Below are 22,538 nucleotides of genomic sequence, written 5' to 3'. Positions count from 1 at the left end.
TAAAACGAAAACTGCTCTGGTTATGCCAGAGCAGTTTTTTTATTTATACGATGTATATCGTCAAAATAGACATTACACATATAGCAGTCGCCATATTGAGAAGGACTTAAACTAGAGAAGTATTTTATTCCTTCTCCTGTGTGATGCCCAAAATTTATAGTTACGACCTACGTTGCAAAGTGATAGATGCGATTGAGCTAGATGGGATGCGCCCTTCTGAGGCTAGTGAGCTGTTCGATATCAGTCGTAACACCATTAACCAATGGCAACACCTCAAGGCGGAAACGGGTGATTTGCATCCCAAGCCAGTCCATCATCCTGGCCATAGCCATAAAATCACTGACTGGGACAAGTTTCGAGCGTTTGCCCACAAGCATCGTCATAAAACCCAAGCTCAGATGGCTCAACTATGGGATGGAGAGATTAGTGATCGAACCATCTCAAGAGCCCTCCAGAAAATCGGATTTACTCGAAAAAAAAACATATGGGTACCGAGAACGAGATAAGCACAAACGGGCAGCGTTCATCAAACGTCTGAGTACCGTGGACCCAGACGATATCGTCTATGCGGATGAGTCGGGCATGGATCATCGAGACGAGTATGACTATGCTTATGGCCCCAAAGGTGAGCGGGTTTATGCTTTGAAGACTGGGCGTAGAAGCGGCCGAGTCAATATGATTGCGGCGTTGAGAGCAAAGCAGTTGATGGCACCGTTCACGATCGAAGGAGCTTGCAATCGGACTGTGTTTGAACTTTGGCTAGAGCGTTGCTTGATACCCGTGCTCAAGCCTGGGCAGAAGCTGGTGATAGATAATGCCACTTTTCACAAGGGAGGACAAATACAGGAATTAGTGGAAAAAGCAGGATGTGAGGTTTGGTATTTACCGCCTTATTCCCCTGACTTGAACAAGATTGAGCGGTCTTGGTCTTGGATTAAAAGTCGCATCCGTCACCAATTAGAACATTTTGGATCTCTCAGAGAAGCAATGGAACATGTTCTACATCTAGTGTCCTGAATAGAATGGCGACTGCTATACATAAAAGCTTTGTAGATCAATAGTTTTAACGATCAGTATAGGATTGAGTTTCAAAGTATAACTTATTCTTATACCAATTTAGCTTGACTCTCAAGCTTACTGTAATGGCTAGTCTATATCTATAAGCAACCAACCCACACTCCCCCAATGACCATGACCTCTCAGATGGCACTTCTCCAAAATATTCAGACTATGACTCTTCTTAACACGTTAAACACCACTGTTTTCCATTCTGAACAGTCTCTCTTTTTATCTGACGCAGAAATCAACAGTTTTATACTGCTCGATCTAGATGTAGATAGCATGAACGAGTCTCTAGAGCTCGAAACCCTAGAAGAGTTATCCAGCAATAAATTGGCGAGGATAGCAGCTTAAGCTCCGCCATAACGCTTGAACTATTCTGAATCCAATATCGATCTCTTGGCCCTAACGGTATTTCGTTAGGGTTTTTATTTGACTCACTGATCTCGTCACCAGGGGCTACTCAGCCGAGACTTTTATGACTTAGCGCAAATGCTTAATGCCATCCTCTTCTCTGGAAAAGCGATCAGTAATCAAGCTAATAATCGGTCGATCGCGGACTTTGATATTGACACTGACCGACATTCCAGATTGCAAGTCTAATTCACGGCGGCCCCTGGTCTTCAAAGTTTGAGTATCTAATTTAACAACGGCGGGAAAACTATAAAACTGTCGCACTTCTGTAGGAGGCAAGGCATCTGAGCCAATGGATTCAATGGTGCCTTTAATGTCACCAAATTCACTAAAGTTATAGGAATCTACTCTGACATCTACAGGCATACCAGTCTGGATAAAGCCAATATCTTTATTGGTAATGTAAACTTTGGCTTTCAAATTATCCTCAGGGACAATTTTTAAAATGGGTTCACTCGCATTTGCCACAAAGCCCGGTGAACTGGGCTGCAAATCAAACACAACCCCAGCGACTGGTGCTTTCAGCTCTTGGTAATCCAGGGTTAATTCTGCTTGCTGTAGCCGATTTTCAAGATCAGCGATGGTTCTCTGATTATCGACAATGGCCTTGGTCAGCTGACTGTCAATTTCAGTAATACGCTGTTGATTAGCGGCGATTCGGTCTAGTAAATCTCGCTGATTCGTCGCTACCGTATTAAGCGCTTGGGCTTGAGACTGTAGTTTTTCTTGTCCAATCTGCTCCATTTGCCGCAAGAGGCGAATCTGTTCCTGTTGTAAGCGAGAGACCTCGGCTTCACCAGACTGCACTTCATCTTCTTGGCGCTTGAATTGAACCCGAGCAATAGCCCCTTTCTTATGGGCATCTTCAATATCTGCGACAATTTCTTTGTTGAGGGCTAAAGTCTGTTGGGCACTCGCCAGCTGAATTTTGGTCTGTTCTAGCTGGACCTCAATTTGGCGAAGCTGTTTATCCCCTTGCATGACTCGGGCTTGGGCAGCCGCCACGCTTGTTTTTCCTTGCAGCAGACCTGAATTTAAACGCTGCCGCTCTTCTGCGGAAAAGGCTTGAGCATTATTAGCACCATTCAGCTGGGCTCTAAATAATTTATTTTCCGCCACTAAAGATTGGCGATCGCGGGTGGAATTAATCAACTCGGGATCAATTAAATCCGGCAAGGGGGTATCGGTTTGTCCTTTCAGCTGTTGGCGATAATACTCGTTGACTTGCACTAGGTTACGACGCTGGCGTTTTAGGGAATTGATCTCTGATCGCGTTGCTTTACGATTGAGAACAATTAAAACGTCCCCTTTCTTCACCAGGTCTCCTTCTTCGACCTTAATCTCTTTAACCACACCAGTCACAGGGGATTGTACAGCCTTAACGGCCCCCTTGGGTTCGAGCTGTCCCGTGGCAGGAATAGCTTCTTCAATTTCAAACAAGCAGGCCCATGCCAATGCTGCTGCAGCCGCCCCTACAATTCCATAAATGATGGCTCTAGACCAAAACGGAGATTGCTGCAGAATAACTGGCCGATCAAAGGGTTTTTCTTTTTTGGGCTCTGATTTAGTCAGGGACAGGACCGTTGGCTCAGATCCATTGCCGTTATTTCCATTCGTCCCATTCAGTTTGGTGGGGTCGCCAGCGAAATCTTGAGTACTGGTCATGATTGAATCTCCTGTTGCTGGTATAGCCAGTAATATCGACCTTTTTGCTGCATCAATTCAGCATGGGTACCTTGTTCTACTAGATTGCCCTGATCCATCATCAGAATCATATCCGCAGATTCCAACGTTTTGAGACGGTGAGTGACGAAAAAGACGGTGCGATCGCCAAAGGCTTCTGCTAAGTTAAGGCAAACTTGGCGCTCAGCGTTGTAATCTAGTGCACTCGTGGCTTCATCCAGAATAATGAGCTGGGGATTTTGCAATACCATACGTGCGATCGCAATCCGTTGCCGTTGGCCACCAGACAAAGATGACCCCCGCTCACCGACTCGGGAGTTATAGCCTTGGGGCAGCTCCATAATGAAATCATGGGCATAGGCCACTTTGGCGGCTTCCACAATTTCTTCCGCCGTTGCATCGGGAGAGGATAAAGCAATATTCTCTTGGACCGTGCCATCAAACAGCAAACTGTCTTGTAGCACCATGCCAATTTGACGCCGGAGAGAATATAACTCGACCTTACTAATGTCATACTGGTCGACTAAAATCCGTCCTCCATTCGCGTTATAAAGCCGCATCAAGAGCTTCATTAAGGTACTCTTACCTGAACCACTCTGACCGACAATACCCACAAAGGTCTTAGCAGGGACTTCCAAAGACACCTGCTGCAACTGCATCGGTCCATGGTCCTTAAATCGGAAAGATAACTCATCAAATTTAACCGCCCCCTCCATCAGCGGCATGGGAATTAAATCTCGGTCCGCTTCAGTCACCTCTTGGGGGTAATCGAGAATGTCACTCAAGCGCTCTAGAGAAAGCGCCGTTTCTTGGAAGTTCTGCCATAGCTGCACTAAGCGGAGCAAAGGACCAGTGGTATAACCCGCAATGATACGAAAAGCAATCAATTCGCCCACGGTCAGTTGCCCTTGAATAAATAGATAGGCTCCAACCCACAGCAGGAGCAAGCTGGATAATTTATTCAAAAAGCCGCTCATGGAACCCGCCGTGGTAGACGCCACCACCGCCTTAAATCCGGAGCTGACATAGCGAGCATAGCGATCTTGCCACTGCCAGCGAGATTTCAGCTCAATATTCTGGGCCTTAACCGTTTGAATACCCGAAACAACTTCCACCAGGTAAGACTGGGTTTTGGCATTTTCTTCAGCCTTGGTCCGAGCCAAGCGGCGAATAATCGGTGCAAAGATAAACGTTAGCAAGGCAAACAGCGGCACTGTGCCTAGGGCAATAATCGTCAGCAGCCAGCTGTAAAACACCATGACAACGATGTACACCACAGAGAACACCGCATCCAATACCACCGTCAAGGCAGTCCCCGTCAAGAATTTACGGATATTCTCCAATTCATTGACTCGGGTGGCTAGCTCTCCCACAGGCCGCTTATCAAAATAGCGTAGGGGTAAACGCACCAAGTGATCGATGACCTCTGCCCCCAAAGACATATCAATCCGATTGGTGGTATCCACAAACAGATAGGTTCGAAAACTCGTCAGCAAGGCTTCAAAAATAGCCACACCAACCAGTAACAAACCCAGCACGTTCAGGGTTCCAAGAGCCCCTTGGGATAGGACTTTATCGATAATGACTTGCGTAATCAGCGGATTCGCTAAGCCAAACAATTGCACAAAGAACGAGGCAATCAACACCTCAATCAAAACCTTACGGTGCTTCTTAATCGACGGCCAAAACCAACTCAGATTAAAACGACTTTGAGGCGTATCATGGGTGCGCTCTAACAGCAGCACCTGCACCTTGTCATCAAAAGCTTCTAGAAAATCATCTGGATGCTTGCGGAGCATGGTTTGCTCTGGCACCGCAAACACAATTTCTTTTGAGCCAGTTTCATACACCAGCGCAATGCGATCCTGCCAGTTGATCAAAGCAGGAACGGGAAGGCGAGGAAAAGCTGAGGCAGGAGTTTCCACGAGTTGAGCACGCAAGCCCATCGATTCTGCGATCGCACCATAGACCGGTAGGGAAATTCCCGGACCATTCCGCTCCGTTTGGTTTTTGAGAATCCGTCGAATCACATCTTTGCGAAATGGCAAGTTGAGATGCAGCGCCAGCATTTGAAAACAGGCCAGCGGAGCATCAACAGGACCCCGACCTGATTTAAAGGGATATTTGCCATGCTTGACCGGGGCTTCATCCACCGTAGGCAGCAACGTCGGTGCTTCTGGAATCTCCTCCCACGCATCGGTTTGCGGAGCAGATGCCACTGGCTCAATCTTTGGCTGCTGGGCCTTGATGGGCGATAAGCCAATCAACCGGAGCGTTTCTGAACGTGAGACCGTGCCATTGAGCTGCTCTAGACAAGTTTCCAAGGGTTGCCCAACTTCTAAGTCAGGAATAGACCCGCCACTCACAAACCATTCCAAATTCGGTTGTAATTGGGCAATGGAGATATCTCGTATGGGGCGGTTTTGAATCAAACTGTCGGGTAACGCTCGTTCTGCCAATCGTTTGAGGTCCGTCGAACCATCCGCCCGTATCAATAACTGTTGACCAAGGACCTCAAACGCTTCTAAGACACTGGGCTGCTGCTCATAGACTTGGGCAATGCTCGGTTCATGGTCTAGCAGCTCTAAAAAGGTCGCAGCGGGCAACTTCAAGCCCACTGTTTCTACCGAAGCAATGGCTGTCTCACAAGGAATTTGGCGCACGAGACTAATCCATCCCACTGCAGCACCTGGTCCCAATAGACTGAGGGTCACTGGAGCATCGGTTCGGGGATCATAGCCTAATAGCCGCACCTGCCCTTGATAGATGAGGGTAAAGTCTTGGGGCATAGCCCGGTTAGAGACCAGCGGACGGCCCATGGGATAGCGCAACGGTTGAAACTCTTTCGCCACCGAAGATAAAACCGCTTCTGACAGCTGGTCAAAACCGGGCAGATCTTTGAGAAAAGATTCTAGGGCAAGGATAGCTGAAGTCATGGTGTTTGCGCAGAAACAGCAATAGAATCATCAGATACAACAACAGATTGCAGTTGCAATTGCAGCCACTCATTAAAGCGCTGCTCTAGCAATTGTTGTCGAAGTGGGGCATCTAGTTGAGCCGAGATCAATTTTTGCAAGCTGACAATCACAAACCATTCACCTAAACGAATGGGTGGGCGTACTTGCCCCGGTTGAGCGCTGGTCAGAATTTGCACTAATGTGGGGTGCAGATTAGCAGCCGTGACAGGACCAATCAAACCACCTGTTTGTGCTTCAGGCCCTTGAGAATATTTGGTTGCCAAATCTGCAAATGCTTGTTCACCCGCTTGTAGCCGAAAGTACAACTCTTGAGCCACTTCAGCACTTGCGACTCGGATCAAGGAATAAACGTATTGATCGAACTGCCCTTTCTGCTGCAGAAAATCAGACTCTACCTGGTTATTCCAAGTCTGGAGTTTGAATTTATACAACTTCATCTGCCGTTGAGCTTGGGCCGCCAGTTGCTGAGGCGTCATCCGGTAATGCGTTAGCCAGGCCTCACGCCTAGCTTCCTCACCAATTTGATACTGGCGATAGAACTGCTCTACAGCCTGAACAACTTCTTCTGAGCTTAATTGCACATCCTGAATCACTTGGTCAATAATCAGTTCTTTCAGCAACTGAGGCAGAAGCTGATACTGTCCAAGTAAAGGAATTAAATCAGAGGGTTGAACAGTTTTATCCACAATCGGTAGAGCAGAGATCATATCAAAAATACTCTTAATAGAGAGAGTTATTCAAGTCTAAAGATCAATCTAGAGACTATAGGAATAAAACAGATGAAAGGATAAACGAAGGAAGAGTATAGTTACCATACCCTTCTTTCTGAGAAGATGTAACTTTCACAAGGCAGTTCCAAGCATTACCAAGATATTCATTTCGACACTGCTAACCCTATTCATTAATCTATTTAGAAATTTAGAATTAGGTCTTAGCCAGGACATTAACATCTAGTAAAATTATTTTTTTAAGGCAAATAATTCTTTTATGTTTTACAAACTACAGAGAATTATATTGCCAATAACAATCAGTTTTCGACCTATATTGGGATATTCCTAATCCTCCTGTTTAACAACTGATAAAAACTACAGTCTTAGGACTATCATTTCTAGATTTATTCCTATCTTGAATAAATAATTTTGTTAATATTGGCTTTCACAAGTTTAGGGCTGGTCATAAACCCTATGGTTTGATCAGAACCAATTGCGCTAGAGATGAAGGGTTAGGGGCATCAACTACTTATCGGTCAGTTGGAGAAAATTTATGCGCTATTACCCCCATACATTGAGAAGAGAAATAGATGGATTGGTTAGCCTCTTGAAGGACCGAGTTGGAATCAGAATTCTGCCGGTCTATGGCATGAAAACCACACATCAGCACTGCCAACAGATGGAATATGCGGCAGGCTCAGAGCCTGCCGCTAACTTACTTAGAGGATAAAGTTATCCGCTGTTAGGTCATTCACAGAGACATTGACCAGGAAGACCGAATCGTTATTGCCCAGATCAATCAAGGTGCTAGTGCCGACCTGAGTAGCAGCACCGCCAACCCCCAAAATTTCGTTGATATCACTAAAAACAGCACTGAAATCAAGAACATCACTCCCGTTAACGGTTGATGTTGAAAAGTCTAAGACAAAATCAGTTCCTGAATTCGCTCCAAACACAAACGTATCTTGGCCATCGCCACCCACGAAATTCTCGTTCTGACGACTCCCAATCAAACGGTCGTTGCCCCCACCCCCATCAATGACGCCATTAACGGTTCCTTCAGCACCGTTAAAGATATCGTCAAAGTTACTCAGAATCACATCACCATTGATCGCTCCTTGGTTATTGACGGTAACGCCAGCAGTAGCCGCACTCGCATCAATGGCAGCAGCTCCCCCAGTAATGGTGCCTTGGTTATTCAAGTCACCATTCAGCGCTCCACTAATATTGACGCCAATCTGATCTGCCCTAATTAAACCTGTGTTGTTGATATCGCCATCTAGCGTCACCCCAGTTTGAATGTCGATGCCATCATCGGTTCCTAAGATTTGACCTCGATTATCCAAGTCACCGGCGAAGGTTGTGGATCCCGTCACACTTGTAAATAGACGTACACCATCACCAGCCTGATTACCTGTGCTATCACCACGACCTCGAATGATACCGTCATTGCCGAGAGAGGCTTCAACAATATCGCCATCTTCATCTCCGGTCTGCAAGGACACCCCTGCACCGTTATTGCCTTCACCCGCATCAATCAAACCTGAACGTCCATTAAAGATGGAATACTCTTCGGCGGTAGAGTCGGCATAAACAGTACCGTTACGCTGATCACCCGTTCCCAAGATTTGACCAAAATTACGTAGATCAACGCCCGAACCATCGATATTAACGGCTCGACTTCCACTTTGTATGGTGCCGCGATTGATGACCGTGGCATCATGCTCTGCATCCCCAAAATACAGACCATTTTGAGCACCATCAATGAGGCCACCTCTGGCGTTAGTTAAGGTCCCTTCATAGGCCAGACCATTAGCAAAGCGCACAGCAGCCGTTGCACCTTGGGTACTTTCAGACAAAATATCGCCCTGATTAAAGATGTTGCCTCGATAAACCGTGCCGCCACCATCAACACCCGAAAAAATGCGCAGACCATCACCCGCCAAACCTACGTTAGCGGCAGCCTGACCCCGGCCTTGAATCGTGCCTTGGTTAACCAGCGTCGCATGCACTACATCGCCAGCAACCTCACCTGTCTGCAAGGCAATTCCTGCACCCTGGTTGCCTTCACCAGCATCAATCAAACCAGACCGTCCATTGAAAATAGAGTAGTCTTCGGCTGTGGCATCAGAGTAGACGGTGCCATTCCGCTGATCACCCGTACCGAGGATTTGGCCAAAGTTACGTAGATCGACTCCAGAACCATCGATATTGACCGCCCGGCTCCCGCTTTGAATGGTCCCCTGATTGACCACCGTGGCATCATGCTCAGCATCGCCAAAATACAAGCCATTCTGAGCACCATCAATGAGACCGCCTCTGGCGTTAGTTAAGGTCCCTTGATAGGCCAGACCATTTGAAAAGCGAACAGCAGCAGTGGCCCCTTGAGTACTCTCGGATAAAATATCGCCTCGGTTAAAAATGCTGCCTCGATAGACCGTACCGCCGCCATCAACACCCGAGAAAATTCTGAGACCATCACCTGCTAAACCTAGGTTAGCGGCAGCCTGACCCCGGCCTTGAATCGTACCAAGGTTCGTTAATGTGGAATGAACCACATCACCAGCAACCTCACCGGTCTGCAAGGCAATTCCTGCACCTTGATTTCCGACCCCTGAATCAATAAGGCCGTTCGGACCATTAAAAATCCGGTAGTTTTCTGCAGTGGCATCTGAGTAAACGGTGCCATTCCGCTGATTGCCGGTTCCAATAATGGTGCCATTATTCAGCAGATCTACACCTGTGCCATCGATATTGACAGCCCGACTTCCACTTTGAATCGTTCCAAAATTGCGAATCGTTAGATCATGGTCCGCGTTACCAATGTACAGACCATTTCGAGGACCATTAATCAGACCATTACGGCCATTGATAATCTGCCCGTTAAAGCCCACACCATCTTCGACAACCAAGCCTCCTAAGAAACCCACATTGACTTCAGCGGTAATCGTGCCGTTATTGATAACAGACCCACTCACGGCTGTTTCGGGCTGTCCTGAACCATTAAAGAATCGCAGACCACTGGATCCATTCGCTCCTACTCGGGTGCCATTGGCAAAGACCTCTGGGCCATCGCCCCGGCCTTGGAATAAACCATTGTTGACAATATTGATGCGCTCACTGGTAGGATCATTAGCAGCACCCACCTGCACCGACACAGCATCGCCAAGATTGCCTTCTCCCGCATCAATCACACCCGAGCGCTGGTTCAGAAGCCGGAAGTTATCAACAGTGCCATCGACATATAGGGTGCCGTTTCGCTGATCGTCTGTGCCCAGAATCGAGCCAGAATTGACAACAATGCTGCCATCTCCATCACTAATATCCACCGCTCGACTATCAGAAGCAATGGTGCCACGGTTGAACAATCGGAATCGATTGCCCGTCGCACTGACACCATTCACCCCACCCGCAATCGTGCCCTGATTCAAGACGATGCTGGCTAAACCGTTGGCTTCCACAGCCGTGTTATTACTTTCAATCGAAGCATTTTCTTCAACAACAACTGTGTTGAGAACACCTTCTGTTACAACGCTATTTTGATCGCCTGTTTGTAGATTTTGACCCGAGCGGACACGCAGAGATTCACGAAATTCATCCAGCACAATGGGACCGTTACCATTTTCTAGATCACCATCATTGATTGAGTTGAAATTAGGCATGGTTGCATCTCCAAAATTTTTTAGACAGATAGTGTGCTTGTGGTCAGAACTCGGGCTATCGCCCATCATCAATAGGGGAAGCAAGATCAACAGACGCGCTGGCAGCACGATCCACCAGCCGCAATGCAAGGGATGTCTGTGGTACGTATCAAAATGATTGAGGAGCGCTTATCACATCTGAGGCGCACTCCCTAGATTTGAGGAAATGGCAGCTCACAAGTTACTCAGGCAGACTTGGAGCGTTACTCAAATCCAATTGATTTCAATGACCTTACTGTTTTGACAATAAAAGATCTGGACAGCAAAAAAACCTCACTTTTTGCCTCACTTTTTTTCAGACTATTCAAGCGTCAATAACCTAAAAAATTCTTCTCATATAGCTTTCAGCTTTCTCAGATTTCTTTCATACCATCCTTAAGTTCGACTCAGATCGATTCAGAAATGGATCAGCTAGAATTTTATTTTTATAAATTAAATTTTCAGATGAAGCTTAGCTGATGGTTGTACTCCAGACTCCCAGAAAAAATGCCTCACTTTTTGCTCCAGTTGTTCCAGAAATTGAAGTCACCTATTGTATATCAGCAACACATTCGCCCAAAATTCTTACTCTGAAAGGTTTACAGACTTTTCAATCATCTTTACCCTTGCCAAGTCTACCTTTATTCGTCAGTCACTAAAGGCAAGGCTATAGTAGTAGGCATGTGTTCTCTGTCCTGAACAACGCGCTTCATCATAGTCGTCGAGACCGGCCTGCGCTGTTCCAAGCTAATGTTCTACACCTATAAATAAAATTATGAGCACACAGCTAAAAATAAAAGCTTCAGATGATAGAACCGTTGAGCAAATTACCGAGCATTATCACATCGAAAAACAGCTCGCTGATCAGCTTCGGCACTCCAATAAATCTGAGCGCCTAGAGGGGTCCCTCTACACCAAACTCTACGATGCTCTATTCTCGAAAGTTAACCATCATTCTCATCACTCTCGTCCCACCGATGCCAGCGCCAACACACTCATTCAGCAACGCATCGACTTTTTGCAGCACTTTATGGCCAACGACGCCATCTTTCTGGAAATCGGGCCAGGCAACTGTCATCTCTGCCGCGAAATTGCCCCCCATGTTCAGCAAGTCTATGCCGTTGACGTCGCCACAGAAATAACCAAAGACTTAGCCCTACCTAAAAACGTTGACTTAATTATTTCTGACGGCTGTAGCATTCCTACCGAACCTAGTAGTATTGATTTAGCCTATAGCCACCAGCTCATGGAGCACTTGCATCCCGAGGATGCCTATGACCAACTCAAGAATATTTGCACTGCCCTAAAAACAGGCGGCACCTATGTCTGCGTGACCCCTCATCGCCTATCGGGTCCCCACGACATCTCTAAGTATTTTGATGAAGTGGCCACAGGGTTTCATCTCAAGGAATATTCGATTGTTGAGCTCGCCCAGCTTTTTAAACGAGCCGGGTTCTCCAAAATTCGGATTTATAAGGTTTTTAAAAATCGGGTGCTGTCTCTACCGGTGATGTTTCCGATCTCTTTAGTCATCTTGGCCCTCGAAAAGGGAGTAGGACTCCTCCCCTTTCCTCTAAGACGCACCTGCGCTGAAAAGTCTCTGATTTTCAGGACAATCACCATTGCTGGGGTCAAATAATCGGGCCACTTATAGCTGTTTCTGAATCCACTGATGCAGTTCAGCATTGATGACTTCGGGACGCTCATCATGGGGGCAATGCCCTGCATCGACTAAAACTAAGTCAGCTGCAGGGTAAAACTGCTGGAATTTTTCTGCTTTTTGCGGCGTCATCCATGGATCGGCTGCTCCCCACAATAGAAACAGGGGGCGGTCCAAGCTTTGTAGCAATTCATCAAGCTTGCGGCCGGGTGGTGATTTAAATACACCGGCAAAAACGCCCCGGGCCCCTTTGTCTAGGGAGGGTTGATAGATTTCTTCGACCAGGCGATCCGTGACTGCCGATTGATCCTTATACACTTGGGACAAGGCTTTGCGGATATTGTCTGGCTTACGCATCCGATTAAACAAGAAATAGCTCATGACGTTGATTACCGGACGCGATCGCATCACGGTTTTGCGTCGATCCTGCAGCTGTTGTCGCCAAGCTGGCAATTCAGGTTTAGGCTCTACTTCTGTAAACGATCCGGCACAGTTGAGTAACACCACCCCTCGGGTCCATTTTGGGCAATCGACCGCAAAACAGAGACTGGCATAGCCCCCTAGGGAATTTCCAGCAATAAACACCGGCTCTTGAATCACCTCTTCACAAAAGGCCTGCATCTGAGTCCGCCATAAATCCCCGGTGTAATCCATATCCGGCTTTTCAGAGCGGCCAAATCCCAACATGTCAACGGCCCACACTCGGTAGTAGCGGGAGAGCACTTCAATATTTTTGCGCCAGTGGTCTGTAGAGGCACCAAAGCCGTGGAGCAGAACTACACAGGGTCCTTGCTCTCCTTGTTGTACGTAATGAATCCGCCATCCCTGCCACTGCCAATACTGGGAAGTTGGAGTCTGTTCTAATGCAGCTGTCACGATTAGGTCCTTGAAAAGTATTGAGTGAATAGGGTCTTCACTATTGCCCAAGTAGGCCGAACATTGTGGACGTAGCGGCCCATGTTCGTAGCAATATTGAGATGAGTCCCTCTTTTTTATGAATACACTAAATTTCAAGTCTTGTGGTTTTATAGACTTACAAAAGAAAGACGCTCATGCTTAGTATCAGAGACTGCATCTTTGATCCCCGAACTGATCCCATACTGAACGTCAAGTTGTCATTTCAGCTGGGAATGATTAGATTATTAAAAACCAATCCTTGAGAATCCATTTAAGTACAACGTTGAGATACCTCATTTTTGTACAATAAAAGTGTTTAAGAGAATGTTAGCGCTCAAGTTCAAACCGTCATCATGCTGTCTCCAGATGAATTAATTGGCCAAAAAGTATGGGTGAAGGTTGAGCGGGATCCCGATTATCCTGATCTTGATCCCTATCGTGTTCAAGCTGAACTTACTCAACCCACGTCACCTCCTTGGTTCTTTGCCCGCTACCAAGATCCTCCCCAACGGATCCGTGAGCCGGGAAAATGGTTAACCCTATATGAAGCCCAACAAGCTGTTCTTACAGATCCTGTGATCGAATACGATGACTGGGATGATGAAGACGATCTAGACGAACTGTCACCAGACCAGTTCGAGCGTCTCTAGCCAGCTGATAACAACCCATCACCACTCTTGAGAAGACGGCATCCGTTTGCGAATCTGGCCAACGACGCCGGTCAAGATAGAACCTGCCATCACCAAACCAATTGCAGGTTGGATCACGTTGGGCCATAGGGAATACCACACGTCAAACCCTAGAGGAATCCCGAGCTGTCGGCCTAAAAGTCCCACTAAAAACCAGATAAAACAGAAGATCACGAAAAATACGTCGATCATCAGGACAGTATTAATGCCATTGATGAGTTTTTCAAACATAACTCTCTCTTACTTGTCTGGCTTCAACTACAAAAGACACCAGTTTAACCACTGATGTCTTTTTCATTTTTTCATACCAAGAGCAACTAACCTTCAAAGACCCAAGCCTGGACGCGCTCTAAACTCGCCCAATCCGGCTTTCGCTTCAAGCCATCATCAAAACTCTCTTTCAGCTCATCTCGTAATTCAGGCACAGCCATCGCAATTTGCTGAACAATTTCAATATGCTTGCGAACCCCTTTTTGCCCCGTTTCCAGCATGGCAACCACGAGGTTAACCCGCGCTTGCGGGTCTTGCGGATTCAGCTTCACAGCTTTTTGGGCTGCTTTATAGGCTGAATTATGCTTTCCCGCTAGCAGATAGAGCCAGGCTAGACAGGTCCATGCAGGACTACTCTTACGGGCGCGATCACAAATGTCTTTAAATACAGGAATTAAATCTTCAGCAGGTTCTCCTGCTTGATAGCGATCTAACGCTTCCTTAAAGACATCGTCAAGGGTGGTGTCAGTCATTCCCAAATAATCCTAGGCAGAGAAAGACGTTCCACAACCGCAGGTCTGCGTCGCATTGGGGTTAGTGAATTGAAACCCACCGCCAATCAAGGCATCACTGTAGTCGAGAACCAAACCATAAATATACAGCATACTCTTGGGATCGGATACGACTTTAAAGCTGTCATAATCAAATACTTCATCCGATTCCTGAATATTTTTCGGATCTTCAAAGTCCATGGTGTAGGACATACCAGAACAGCCACCTCCCCGAACACCGACGCGTAAACACAGATCGGTTCCTTGCTTCTCTCGCAATTCCAGAACATGCTTCAGGGCGTTGTCAGTCATCATAATGCCGCGTTGTTGAGACTGAGTTGCTTCTGCCATGGGTTCACCTATTCCTTCTGCAAATCAATATGAACAACTGCTTCTACCGTTTATTCTATCTCAGGGCCTTGACATCAGCCGCCTTCACACTGGCCGACGACGTAAATACAGCAGTAACCCCCACAACAAGCCCAGACCTGCAACATACTTAACAGGTTCAGGAATCCCTGGTGAAGGTGAGAAAAATCCTTCAATCCCCCCGGCAATAATCAGCATCGGCACGACGCCAAACATGAGCTGTATCGCTTGCGCACCATACAGCTTTAAGGCTGCTAGCCTTTTGTATCGTCCTGGAAAAACCACTGCCCTAGCGAGTAACAATCCAGCTCCCCCAGCCAGAAAAATCGCGGGTAGTTCCAAAGCACCATGGGGAAAAACAAAGGCCCAAAAGGGATAAGCTAATTTATTTTGGCCGACTAGGGTTGCGATCGCAGCAATGCTGAGTCCATTAATCCACAGAATATAGAGGGTGCCCACCCCCGCCAGCAACCCTCCGGCAAAGGTCGAGAAGGTGACGCTGATATTGTTTTGCATAATATCGCTCGACGCCAAGGGTTCACTCCCCACAATGGAACCCATCCAGAGTTGCCCATCCTCTTGGACAATATCGATAATTCGTGGAGGAATGATCAAATGCATAAACACTGGATCATGCCAGGTAAACCACCAGCCAATCAAGCTTCCGACAAGAAACACGGCCGTAGCCAGCACCGTAAACACCCAGGTCTCTTGCACCACGGCGGGAAAGCCCCAGCACACGAACTCCCAAACGGAACGCCAAGCCGGTCGACGTCCCCCCTGATAAATTTGGGAATACCCCCGCAAGGTCAGTTGCTTTAGCTGATCTGTTACCCCTGTTCCTAATTGTCGAGCCCGTGCTCGTGCTAAATCTGCAGCCACCATCCGATAGAGACCACTGAGCTCTTGCACTTCTCGGCCGGTCAATTTCTTCAGGCCTCTTTTTTCAGCCTTTTGTAGCAAGCTTTCATACCGCCGCCACTGGGGTTCCTGACGTGCTAGCCACCGCTGTCCATCCATAATTGGTTTAAACTTTCTACAACTTTTAGTTTTCCAGCTTTACCCGTCATCTTGACATAGGTCTCTTCTCTCTCCATCCATGATGCTGTGGGTGTTGTTTTACTCACAAAACCATCGCCTTCTCTATAGCCAGCATCATGGACATGAAAAAGGGCGACCCATGCATTGCCCCCATTCAACCCCAATCTATGGCATCCCTCAAAAAGTTGGTTATTCGTGGCACCCTGTGGACTTTGATCGGGTATGGCGGCAGTCAAGGTCTGCGATTCGGTGGCAATCTTATTCTGACTCGACTTCTATACCCAGACCTCTTCGGGTTAATGGCCCTCACCAATATTTTTATTATTGGCCTCCAACTCTTTTCAGATCTGGGAACCGGCTGGAGTGTGGTCCAAAATAAGCGGGGCGACGATCCGGTCTTTCTCAATACAGCCTGGACCGTTGATGTCATTCGTGGGTTCATTCTCTGGTTCGGCTGCTTAGTGATTGCCTGGCCCATTGCCACCCTATACAAGCATCCAGAATTGCTATGGCTGATTCCCATTGTCGGCATCACCACCATTTTCTCAGGCTTTGAATCAACTGCGGTTGCTCAGCTCGAACGGAATCTGGACGTCCAGAAACAAGTGGTGTTTGAACTGACAACCCAAGCAGTCGGCATCATCATCATGATTGTGTGGGCAATGATTGCCCCTAGTATTTGGGCGCTCGTGATGGGGGGACTGGCCTCTACAGGTCTGAAAATGGTTTGGAGTCACTTTCTTTTCCCTGGCTCCAGCAACCAATTTGCCTGGGACAAAGCAGCCCTTAAAGATCTGCTCAACTTGGGTCGGTGGATATTTCTCAATACAGCCCTCACGTTTCTAGCTGAGCAAGCTGACCGACTGATGCTGGGTGATCTATTTTCCCTACGATTATTAGGTATTTACGGAATTGCATTCACCCTTAGCGATATGCCCTATAAGGTGGTGATGAGCATCAGCAATAAGGTAATTTTTCCCGCCATCAGTAAAAGTATTGATCAACCTCGGGACATTCTATTTCCCAAGATCCTTAAGAATCGACGTCCTTTTCTATTTGCCTCTATTTTTTTAGTGGTGGTTTTAGCAGGGTTTGGGGATCTGCTGATTACGACCCTCTATGACACTCGCTATCTCGATGCTTCCTGGATGCTTCCTATCTTGGCTTTGGGGATTTGGCCTCGTCTGCTCTCCCAAACCAATGAATCCTACTTATTCGCCATCGGCAAATTTCAATACACCACCTGCGGCAACATCTTGCGCCTTTCCTGCACCGTCATGGGTATCTGGATTGGTTTTCGGTATTTTGGCAATGCGGGGGCAATTATGGGAGTAGCCCTAAATGATTTTTTCTACTACCTTTCCGTCAATTACGGTCTGCTAAGAGAAGGCTTAAATGGCATGATGCAGGATTTGCTGGCAACATTCCTATTGCTAGGATGTTTGACACTCATTATTGCGGTTCGTCTTCACTTTAATCTCGACTTACCGATTCATTCACTGTTCTCACAGCCAGCCTGATCACAGGTATTCATCCCACCCCAGTAATTCCTTGAGATTAGCTTTCTTGAATACCCTTTGCTCTGCTTCTAGATTTTGGCAAGGACTGTGGGAGTAGAGATTTCAGATCCAGGCATGGAGGATGCTCTGATCTGCCTGTTGCGATCGCATAATTGATACCCCAAAATCTTCCGCTTCATTCACTACCGCTGTAGCCAATAATGCCCAGTCGTTCTGAGACCTAACTGCCGAGTTGGGTCAAACCAACATCATTAATTTTTTGAGGACAATGACTCTACTACCCTCATACCTACGTTCCAAGCATAGGGGCAATCCCATCAGCATTGTCGCTGCCAATTTAGCCTACCATCGGTGACGGAACCTGAGCATCTTGACGGGCATCGGTAATCAGCCAATCCAAAGATGCAGCTCGAACATCCAACGAAGCGCCGGTTTTATCTACACAATAGCGTCCAAACACCAGCTTATCGACAAGGCGCACTTCTGACCCTAAGCGTGAATATTCAAAAATAACGCTGTTATCCACCGTTGCCCCCGTACAAATATGGCAGTTGGGACCAATCATAGTGGGGCCGATAACCTTAACCCCTTCATCAATGCGCGTCATGCCGCCAATATAAACAGGGCCTTGAATATCAACCTTATCCCAGTCAATATCAACGTTTAGCCCCGTATAGACGCCGGGCTTCACTTCATGACCTGGAATCGCCACATTTTTGACATCACCCATCAACACACTGCGAATGGCATGCCAATAATCCGGCACTTTACCGATGTCTACCCATTGGAAATCCATCGCAATGCCATAAAAAGGCATATTCATCGACACCAGCTTGGGAAAGAGGTCACCCCCAATATCAAACTCTTGGCCCGAAGGAATCAGGTCGAGAACTTCAGGTTCAAAGATATAGATACCCGTATTAATCGTGTTGCTAAGGGCTTCATCTACACTGGGTTTTTCCTGAAAAGACTTGACTTGCCCTTCCTCATCCGTAACGACAACACCATAGCTAGAGACATCGTTGGGATCCACAGTCTTCATAACGATAGTGGCAATCGAGCCTTTTTGCCGATGCCATTCCACGGCTGCCGTCAGGTCGAGGTCAATCAGAGCGTCTCCACACAAAACAATAAACGTATCGTCAAAGAAGGGCGAAAAATCTTGAATGCGACGCATACCACCCGCAGAACCAACGGCATCCCCAATTAAATTGCCATCTTCAATTCGACCTTCAAAAGAATAAGCAATATCAACGCCAAACCGCTGCCCATCTCTAAAGTAGTTCTCGATCTCGTCGGCTAAATGACTGACATTCACCATAATTTCATCAAAGCCATGCTGACGAAGTAGCTCCACTAAGAATTCCATCACAGGCTTTTGCATGATCGGAATCATGGGCTTAGGGATAGTGAATGTTATTGGGCGAACGCGGGTACCTTTACCCGCCGCCAAAATCATCGCTTTCATATCAAATTTCTTGCTTATAAAGAATTAGCAACCAACCGTAATACTTATATTCTGACTCTCAGAGTTCATGTAGTTGTATATCACTCTACCTGTCTAGGCATCATAGCTCATAACTTAGATTGCCCTAGGCCTTAAAAAAAGCGTCATAGAGAATAAACATGGCCATTGATCAGCAATCGTGTGATTCCTTTGGCTAGTAGTTGAGGACAAGTCTTTTTCAGAACATTACTGTTGGGAACTTTCACAATTCTTTGGGTGCGATGGGAAAAACGGCGAGCAATCCGATGATTATCAAAAATAGGTAAGGTTTTAGCATCCACTTCTTGTTCTGGAATCGTGCCTAATTCTCCAAACGCTTGTAAGGGACGCGTGATCAGTTCTGACGACCGATCTACCACCAAATAACAGGTTTTGGGAAACTTAGCTTCTGAAAAGGGCAACACTTGAATTAATTCAACGGCTTCTAGGTTCATTCCCAACCCATCATCCGCATCTGCGCCATCTTCTAAATCAGACTCTTCAGCATCTTCGGAATCAAAATCATCGATTTCGGTATCTTCCTCAGCATCCTCTACCGGTAGATCATGCAGATCATGCTTAATTTCAGCGATGATTTCAGCTAAATCTTCCTGGTCATCTAGTTGGGCAACCGCCAGCGCCGGTGTTTCTTCCTCTGCCGCATCAGCTGGTTCTTCTATGCGTTTACGCTTTTTGATAGGCGCTGGTCGTACGGGTGCATCGATAACTTTCACGGGCTTCGCCTCTTCCACGACCTCCGCCTTAGCGGCGGCAGTCTGCTTGCGAGAAGATTTGGGACCGCGCTTTTCTTGCTTGGTGGCAATGAGGGCATCATATTCTTGATCCGGCAGTTGATTTTTAATAATGCGCCGAATCGTTGAACTACTGACCTCAAAGCGAGTTGCCAGTTGGGCAATGGTCTCTTCAGACTCTCGGAAGAGTTGAGTAATCGTTTGCTTATCGGAATCTGAGAGCTTGCTACGCGTCATAAAATTGGTTCTAGGGCGAGGTCATCAACACTATGAGGAAGAAATAATGGAGAAGCGTTTCTCTCCCATATCCTAGTATGTTGTGGGTTGAACATTGATCATGCTCTATCTGAGTGATATCCAATGTAATGGGTATAGACTGCCAGCATCGTCCCTAAGGTAACAAACTCAAGTTAGATATGTTGGTCTATTCTAGGATCGGAGCGCTCTCAATCATGTCTATCGATAGGCAATCGAGAATTTGAAGCACCCCATTCTCACCCCTTGACCATTGCATCATCAGCTATTGATGCCCTTTTCATGAAATCGCACCTTACTCGTAGTCAAAATACCGTTCTCAAACTTTTAAAGAAGTTGAATCGAGAGATTTCAGCTCAAGAACTTTATCTTGAGTTGCGCAAAGCCCAACTAACCTTGGGGCTAGCCACGGTTTATCGAGCATTAGATACTCTCAAGCTCAGCGGTATCGTCCAAGCAAGGCTACTGAGCAATGGTGAAACCCTGTATACCGCTGCTCAACAAGATAGACATCATGTTACTTGTCTACAATGCGGTGTTTCGATTCCCATCCAGGAAGAAGAATGTCCCGTTCATGAATTGGAAGATCAGCTCAAACAATCCTCAAAGTTCGAAATTTTCTACCATACGCTAGAGTTTTTCGGCCTTTGCACGCCATGCCAACTCGAACAGTCGCATTCAAAGCCTTAGATCTCTGAAGCGACTCATGCACGACATGGAATAGGATTTTTGCCCCATCAGACAATATAAAAGTTAAGATTTTTGTGGGTTTATTAAGGATTTGGTGTCATAGTGATATAAACCTTCACAATTACTGCTGCCTTCGAAGCTTGCAGACCTCAGGCCTGCAGCTTTGGTCTCTCTATTGCTTATGGTCATTGACTTTCTTCCATTTCAGTTTCAGATCGAAGCTCTACCCATTGCCGGGGGGAGTCTATGGGCGACTGGTTTATACATCGGATTAAATCCCCTAAGCCAGTGGCTGACGAACCAGCTTTGCCGATGGCTAAACTATGTTGACCGCTCCTTATACCTATCGGTCGAAGCATTTGAGAAGTCTCGTCCTGCTCGTGAGGCTCGCAATTTAGTTTGTGCATCCTTAATTAGTATTTTGCCATTTCTAATTGTGGGCAGTCTCTGTTATTGCGCCAGTACCTGGAGCTTTGGAGGTCGTAGCTGGGGGGTCAGCCTAGGCATGATTTGTTTGCTGATCGGTGGCGTCTACGAATTAGGCCGTCGCGATGGCCAATCCCAAGATTCTTAAGGGGCATCCCGAATCACAAGCGCTTCAGCCCCCCTCTCTTTTATTAGCGTTTCTGACACTAGCTGAGCAAATCGCGCTACGGCACCCACTTCACCTCGCACCTCTCTTAGAGCTGCTTTGATAGCTTGCAGTCTGGATGGAGAGGCTAAGAGGGCCTGCAAATAGTGAGCCACTAATTCAGAAGATAAAGGTCCTACCCATTCCGGCACAATTTCTTGGTCGGCCCAAATATTCGGCCAAGCTTTAAAGCCTTGGGGCAGAATGAAGCGGTTCATGGCTGCGCCGACAAAAGATAGGCGAGCCAGTACGCCTAACAAACCTTCTCCAATGGGTGCGCCAGCCAGATGTTGGGTCGGCAGAATTACCATCATTGGTACCATTAAAGCTGTCAATTCAGCCGTATTGGCCCCCAAGGTGGTTAGGCAAATTTGACAATGCATCAGCACATCATAGGCAGGACTGGGCAGCCAAAGCCAGACTTTCGTGCCCCGTGGGGTGCAGAGATAAGGAAGTTCCTCATTTGATTGCACTAAAGTAGCAGAGTTCCCTAAATAGGTTGCAATCAGCGGGTTATCGCTGGCGCAAGCATAGCGAGATAGGGTTGTATAGGACAGCCCTGGGGCTAGGGGAATGATGAATTGTGATTGGGGTCGATGTTGCTGGAGTCGCTCTGCAACAGCTAAGCAAAATGGTACCCCTATCCTTAATTTGGCAGGTTTTGATCCTGGCAATAGCCCAATTATTTCAGTGTCTGGAGCCCACCCTAACTGATCTAACAATGCGTCAGAACCGACACTTGATTGAATATCGGTCATCAAATTACCCACTACCGTTACCTTGGAGCGATATCGACGTGGGACTTTTTGTAGCGTTTGAGGCTGAGCCACTCCGCAGTAGTCTATCCAAGGTAACCAACGGGGCGTCCATTCAGCATAGGTAACGATGCGATAGCCTAGCCGCTTACCAATCGCCACCGCATAGAACTGATCGCCGCCCAAGAAAACCACCACGCCTTGGGGATGCCAGTGCCAGGCATCAGGGGTTTGACCCCAGAGCAGAAACTGGAAAAACTGCTGTGGTTCTAACACGCGATCCACTCCAGGGAAGGTTTCCGCAACGGCCTGCTCATGTCCCCCAGCATGGGGACAGGGGGAGAGAAGGATGGAGACTCGACTAAACTGTGGTCGCCTGCTCAACACTTGCAGTACAGGGCGGACCCAAGTGGAGAGTTCACCAGGGCCATTGCTGAGAATAACGAGATCGGCCAAAGCTTCGGCCATCAGATAAACCTGCGGAAGTGCAGCAGAAATGTCACAATAA

General features: G+C 47.1%; 19 protein-coding genes. 6 read left to right on the top strand and 13 right to left on the bottom strand.

What is annotated here, in order from left to right:
• Window positions 1-143 precede the first annotated feature (143 nt).
• Window positions 144-1,017 (top strand): IS630-like element ISAcma25 family transposase gene (locus tag AM1_RS14480; protein WP_076611737.1). Its coding sequence is split into 2 segments (ribosomal slippage): window positions 144-473 and window positions 475-1,017, totalling 873 coding nucleotides; the frame shifts between segments, so codons are not numbered across the junction.
• 525 nt (window positions 1,018-1,542) lie between these two features.
• On the opposite strand, the gene AM1_RS14470 is transcribed toward AM1_RS14480, so the two are convergent.
• The 4 genes from AM1_RS14470 to AM1_RS14455 form a co-directional block, all read right to left on the bottom strand.
• Window positions 1,543-3,138: an HlyD family efflux transporter periplasmic adaptor subunit gene (locus tag AM1_RS14470; RefSeq protein ID WP_012163599.1), complete on the bottom strand. Its 1,596-nt coding sequence runs from the start codon at window positions 3,136-3,138 to the stop codon at window positions 1,543-1,545.
• Window positions 3,135-6,092: a peptidase domain-containing ABC transporter gene (locus tag AM1_RS14465; RefSeq protein WP_012163598.1), complete on the bottom strand. Its 2,958-nt coding sequence runs from the start codon at window positions 6,090-6,092 to the stop codon at window positions 3,135-3,137. Before AM1_RS14465 ends, AM1_RS14470 begins: the two co-directional genes overlap by 4 nt.
• The gene (locus AM1_RS14460; RefSeq protein WP_012163597.1) at window positions 6,089-6,841 is read right to left on the bottom strand and encodes a peptidylprolyl isomerase; all 753 of its coding nucleotides are present in this window, start codon (window positions 6,839-6,841) and stop codon (window positions 6,089-6,091) included. The genes AM1_RS14465 and AM1_RS14460 overlap by 4 nt, the downstream gene beginning before the upstream one ends.
• A gap of 722 nt (window positions 6,842-7,563) precedes the next feature.
• Window positions 7,564-10,506: a beta strand repeat-containing protein gene (locus AM1_RS14455; protein ID WP_012163595.1), complete on the bottom strand. Its 2,943-nt coding sequence runs from the start codon at window positions 10,504-10,506 to the stop codon at window positions 7,564-7,566.
• 793 nt (window positions 10,507-11,299) lie between these two features.
• Here AM1_RS14455 and AM1_RS14450 point away from each other — a divergent pair.
• A complete protein-coding gene (locus AM1_RS14450; protein ID WP_012163594.1) occupies window positions 11,300-12,163 on the top strand; it encodes a class I SAM-dependent methyltransferase in 864 nt (287 codons plus the stop codon).
• A 9-nt stretch (window positions 12,164-12,172) separates the two neighbouring features.
• On the opposite strand, the gene AM1_RS14445 is transcribed toward AM1_RS14450, so the two are convergent.
• Window positions 12,173-13,060 (bottom strand): alpha/beta fold hydrolase, encoded by an 888-nt coding sequence (locus AM1_RS14445; protein ID WP_012163593.1) that lies wholly within the window; start codon window positions 13,058-13,060, stop codon window positions 12,173-12,175.
• A 374-nt stretch (window positions 13,061-13,434) separates the two neighbouring features.
• On the opposite strand from AM1_RS14445, the gene AM1_RS14440 reads away from it, so the two are divergent.
• On the top strand, window positions 13,435-13,731 hold the full coding sequence (locus tag AM1_RS14440; RefSeq protein ID WP_010468693.1) for a hypothetical protein: 297 nt from the start codon (window positions 13,435-13,437) through the stop codon (window positions 13,729-13,731).
• Between the two features lie 18 nt (window positions 13,732-13,749).
• On the opposite strand, the gene AM1_RS14435 is transcribed toward AM1_RS14440, so the two are convergent.
• The 5 genes from AM1_RS14435 to AM1_RS38710 all read right to left on the bottom strand — a co-directional run bounded on the left by AM1_RS14435 (window position 13,750) and on the right by AM1_RS38710 (window position 16,105).
• A complete protein-coding gene (locus tag AM1_RS14435) occupies window positions 13,750-14,001 on the bottom strand; it encodes a hypothetical protein (RefSeq protein WP_010468695.1) in 252 nt (83 codons plus the stop codon).
• Between the two features lie 86 nt (window positions 14,002-14,087).
• On the bottom strand, window positions 14,088-14,513 hold the full coding sequence (locus tag AM1_RS14430) for a tetratricopeptide repeat protein (protein ID WP_012163592.1): 426 nt from the start codon (window positions 14,511-14,513) through the stop codon (window positions 14,088-14,090).
• 12 nt (window positions 14,514-14,525) lie between these two features.
• Window positions 14,526-14,882 carry a HesB/IscA family protein gene (locus AM1_RS14425; protein ID WP_010468699.1) on the bottom strand — a complete coding sequence of 119 codons (357 nt, stop codon included), beginning with the start codon at window positions 14,880-14,882 and terminating at the stop codon, window positions 14,526-14,528.
• Between the two features lie 84 nt (window positions 14,883-14,966).
• Complete coding sequence (locus AM1_RS14420) at window positions 14,967-15,920, bottom strand: stage II sporulation protein M (RefSeq protein WP_012163591.1); 954 nt, start codon at window positions 15,918-15,920, stop codon at window positions 14,967-14,969.
• Window positions 15,899-16,105 (bottom strand): hypothetical protein, encoded by a 207-nt coding sequence (locus AM1_RS38710; RefSeq protein WP_012163590.1) that lies wholly within the window; start codon window positions 16,103-16,105, stop codon window positions 15,899-15,901. The genes AM1_RS14420 and AM1_RS38710 overlap by 22 nt, the downstream gene beginning before the upstream one ends.
• A 3-nt stretch (window positions 16,106-16,108) precedes the next feature.
• Between AM1_RS38710 and AM1_RS14415 the strand changes: the two genes are divergently transcribed.
• Window positions 16,109-17,461 carry an oligosaccharide flippase family protein gene (locus AM1_RS14415; RefSeq protein WP_041660899.1) on the top strand — a complete coding sequence of 451 codons (1,353 nt, stop codon included), beginning with the start codon at window positions 16,109-16,111 and terminating at the stop codon, window positions 17,459-17,461.
• 337 nt (window positions 17,462-17,798) lie between these two features.
• Here AM1_RS14415 and AM1_RS14410 read toward each other — a convergent pair whose 3' ends face one another.
• Both AM1_RS14410 and AM1_RS14405 read right to left on the bottom strand, forming a co-directional pair.
• Window positions 17,799-18,929, bottom strand: coding sequence for a sugar phosphate nucleotidyltransferase (locus tag AM1_RS14410; protein WP_012163588.1), 1,131 nt, complete (start codon window positions 18,927-18,929; stop codon window positions 17,799-17,801).
• 143 nt (window positions 18,930-19,072) lie between these two features.
• Window positions 19,073-19,936 (bottom strand): hypothetical protein, encoded by an 864-nt coding sequence (locus tag AM1_RS14405; RefSeq protein ID WP_012163587.1) that lies wholly within the window; start codon window positions 19,934-19,936, stop codon window positions 19,073-19,075.
• 300 nt (window positions 19,937-20,236) lie between these two features.
• On the opposite strand from AM1_RS14405, the gene AM1_RS14400 reads away from it, so the two are divergent.
• The gene (locus AM1_RS14400; RefSeq protein ID WP_012163586.1) at window positions 20,237-20,644 is read left to right on the top strand and encodes a Fur family transcriptional regulator; all 408 of its coding nucleotides are present in this window, start codon (window positions 20,237-20,239) and stop codon (window positions 20,642-20,644) included.
• Window positions 20,645-20,825: 181 nt separating this feature from the next.
• Window positions 20,826-21,218, top strand: coding sequence for a hypothetical protein (locus AM1_RS14395; RefSeq protein WP_012163585.1), 393 nt, complete (start codon window positions 20,826-20,828; stop codon window positions 21,216-21,218).
• Here the strand turns inward: AM1_RS14395 and AM1_RS14390 are convergent.
• The gene (locus AM1_RS14390; RefSeq protein ID WP_012163584.1) at window positions 21,215-22,498 is read right to left on the bottom strand and encodes a glycosyltransferase family protein; all 1,284 of its coding nucleotides are present in this window, start codon (window positions 22,496-22,498) and stop codon (window positions 21,215-21,217) included. The genes AM1_RS14395 and AM1_RS14390 overlap by 4 nt on opposite strands.
• Between the last annotated feature and the right edge of the window lie 40 nt (window positions 22,499-22,538).

Origin of the sequence: Acaryochloris marina MBIC11017 (assembly GCF_000018105.1) — a bacterium.
Lineage (GTDB): Bacteria > Cyanobacteriota > Cyanobacteriia > Thermosynechococcales > Thermosynechococcaceae > Acaryochloris > Acaryochloris marina.
Note: the sequence above shows the minus strand (reverse complement) of the source record. Positions and strands in the feature narration are given on the sequence as shown.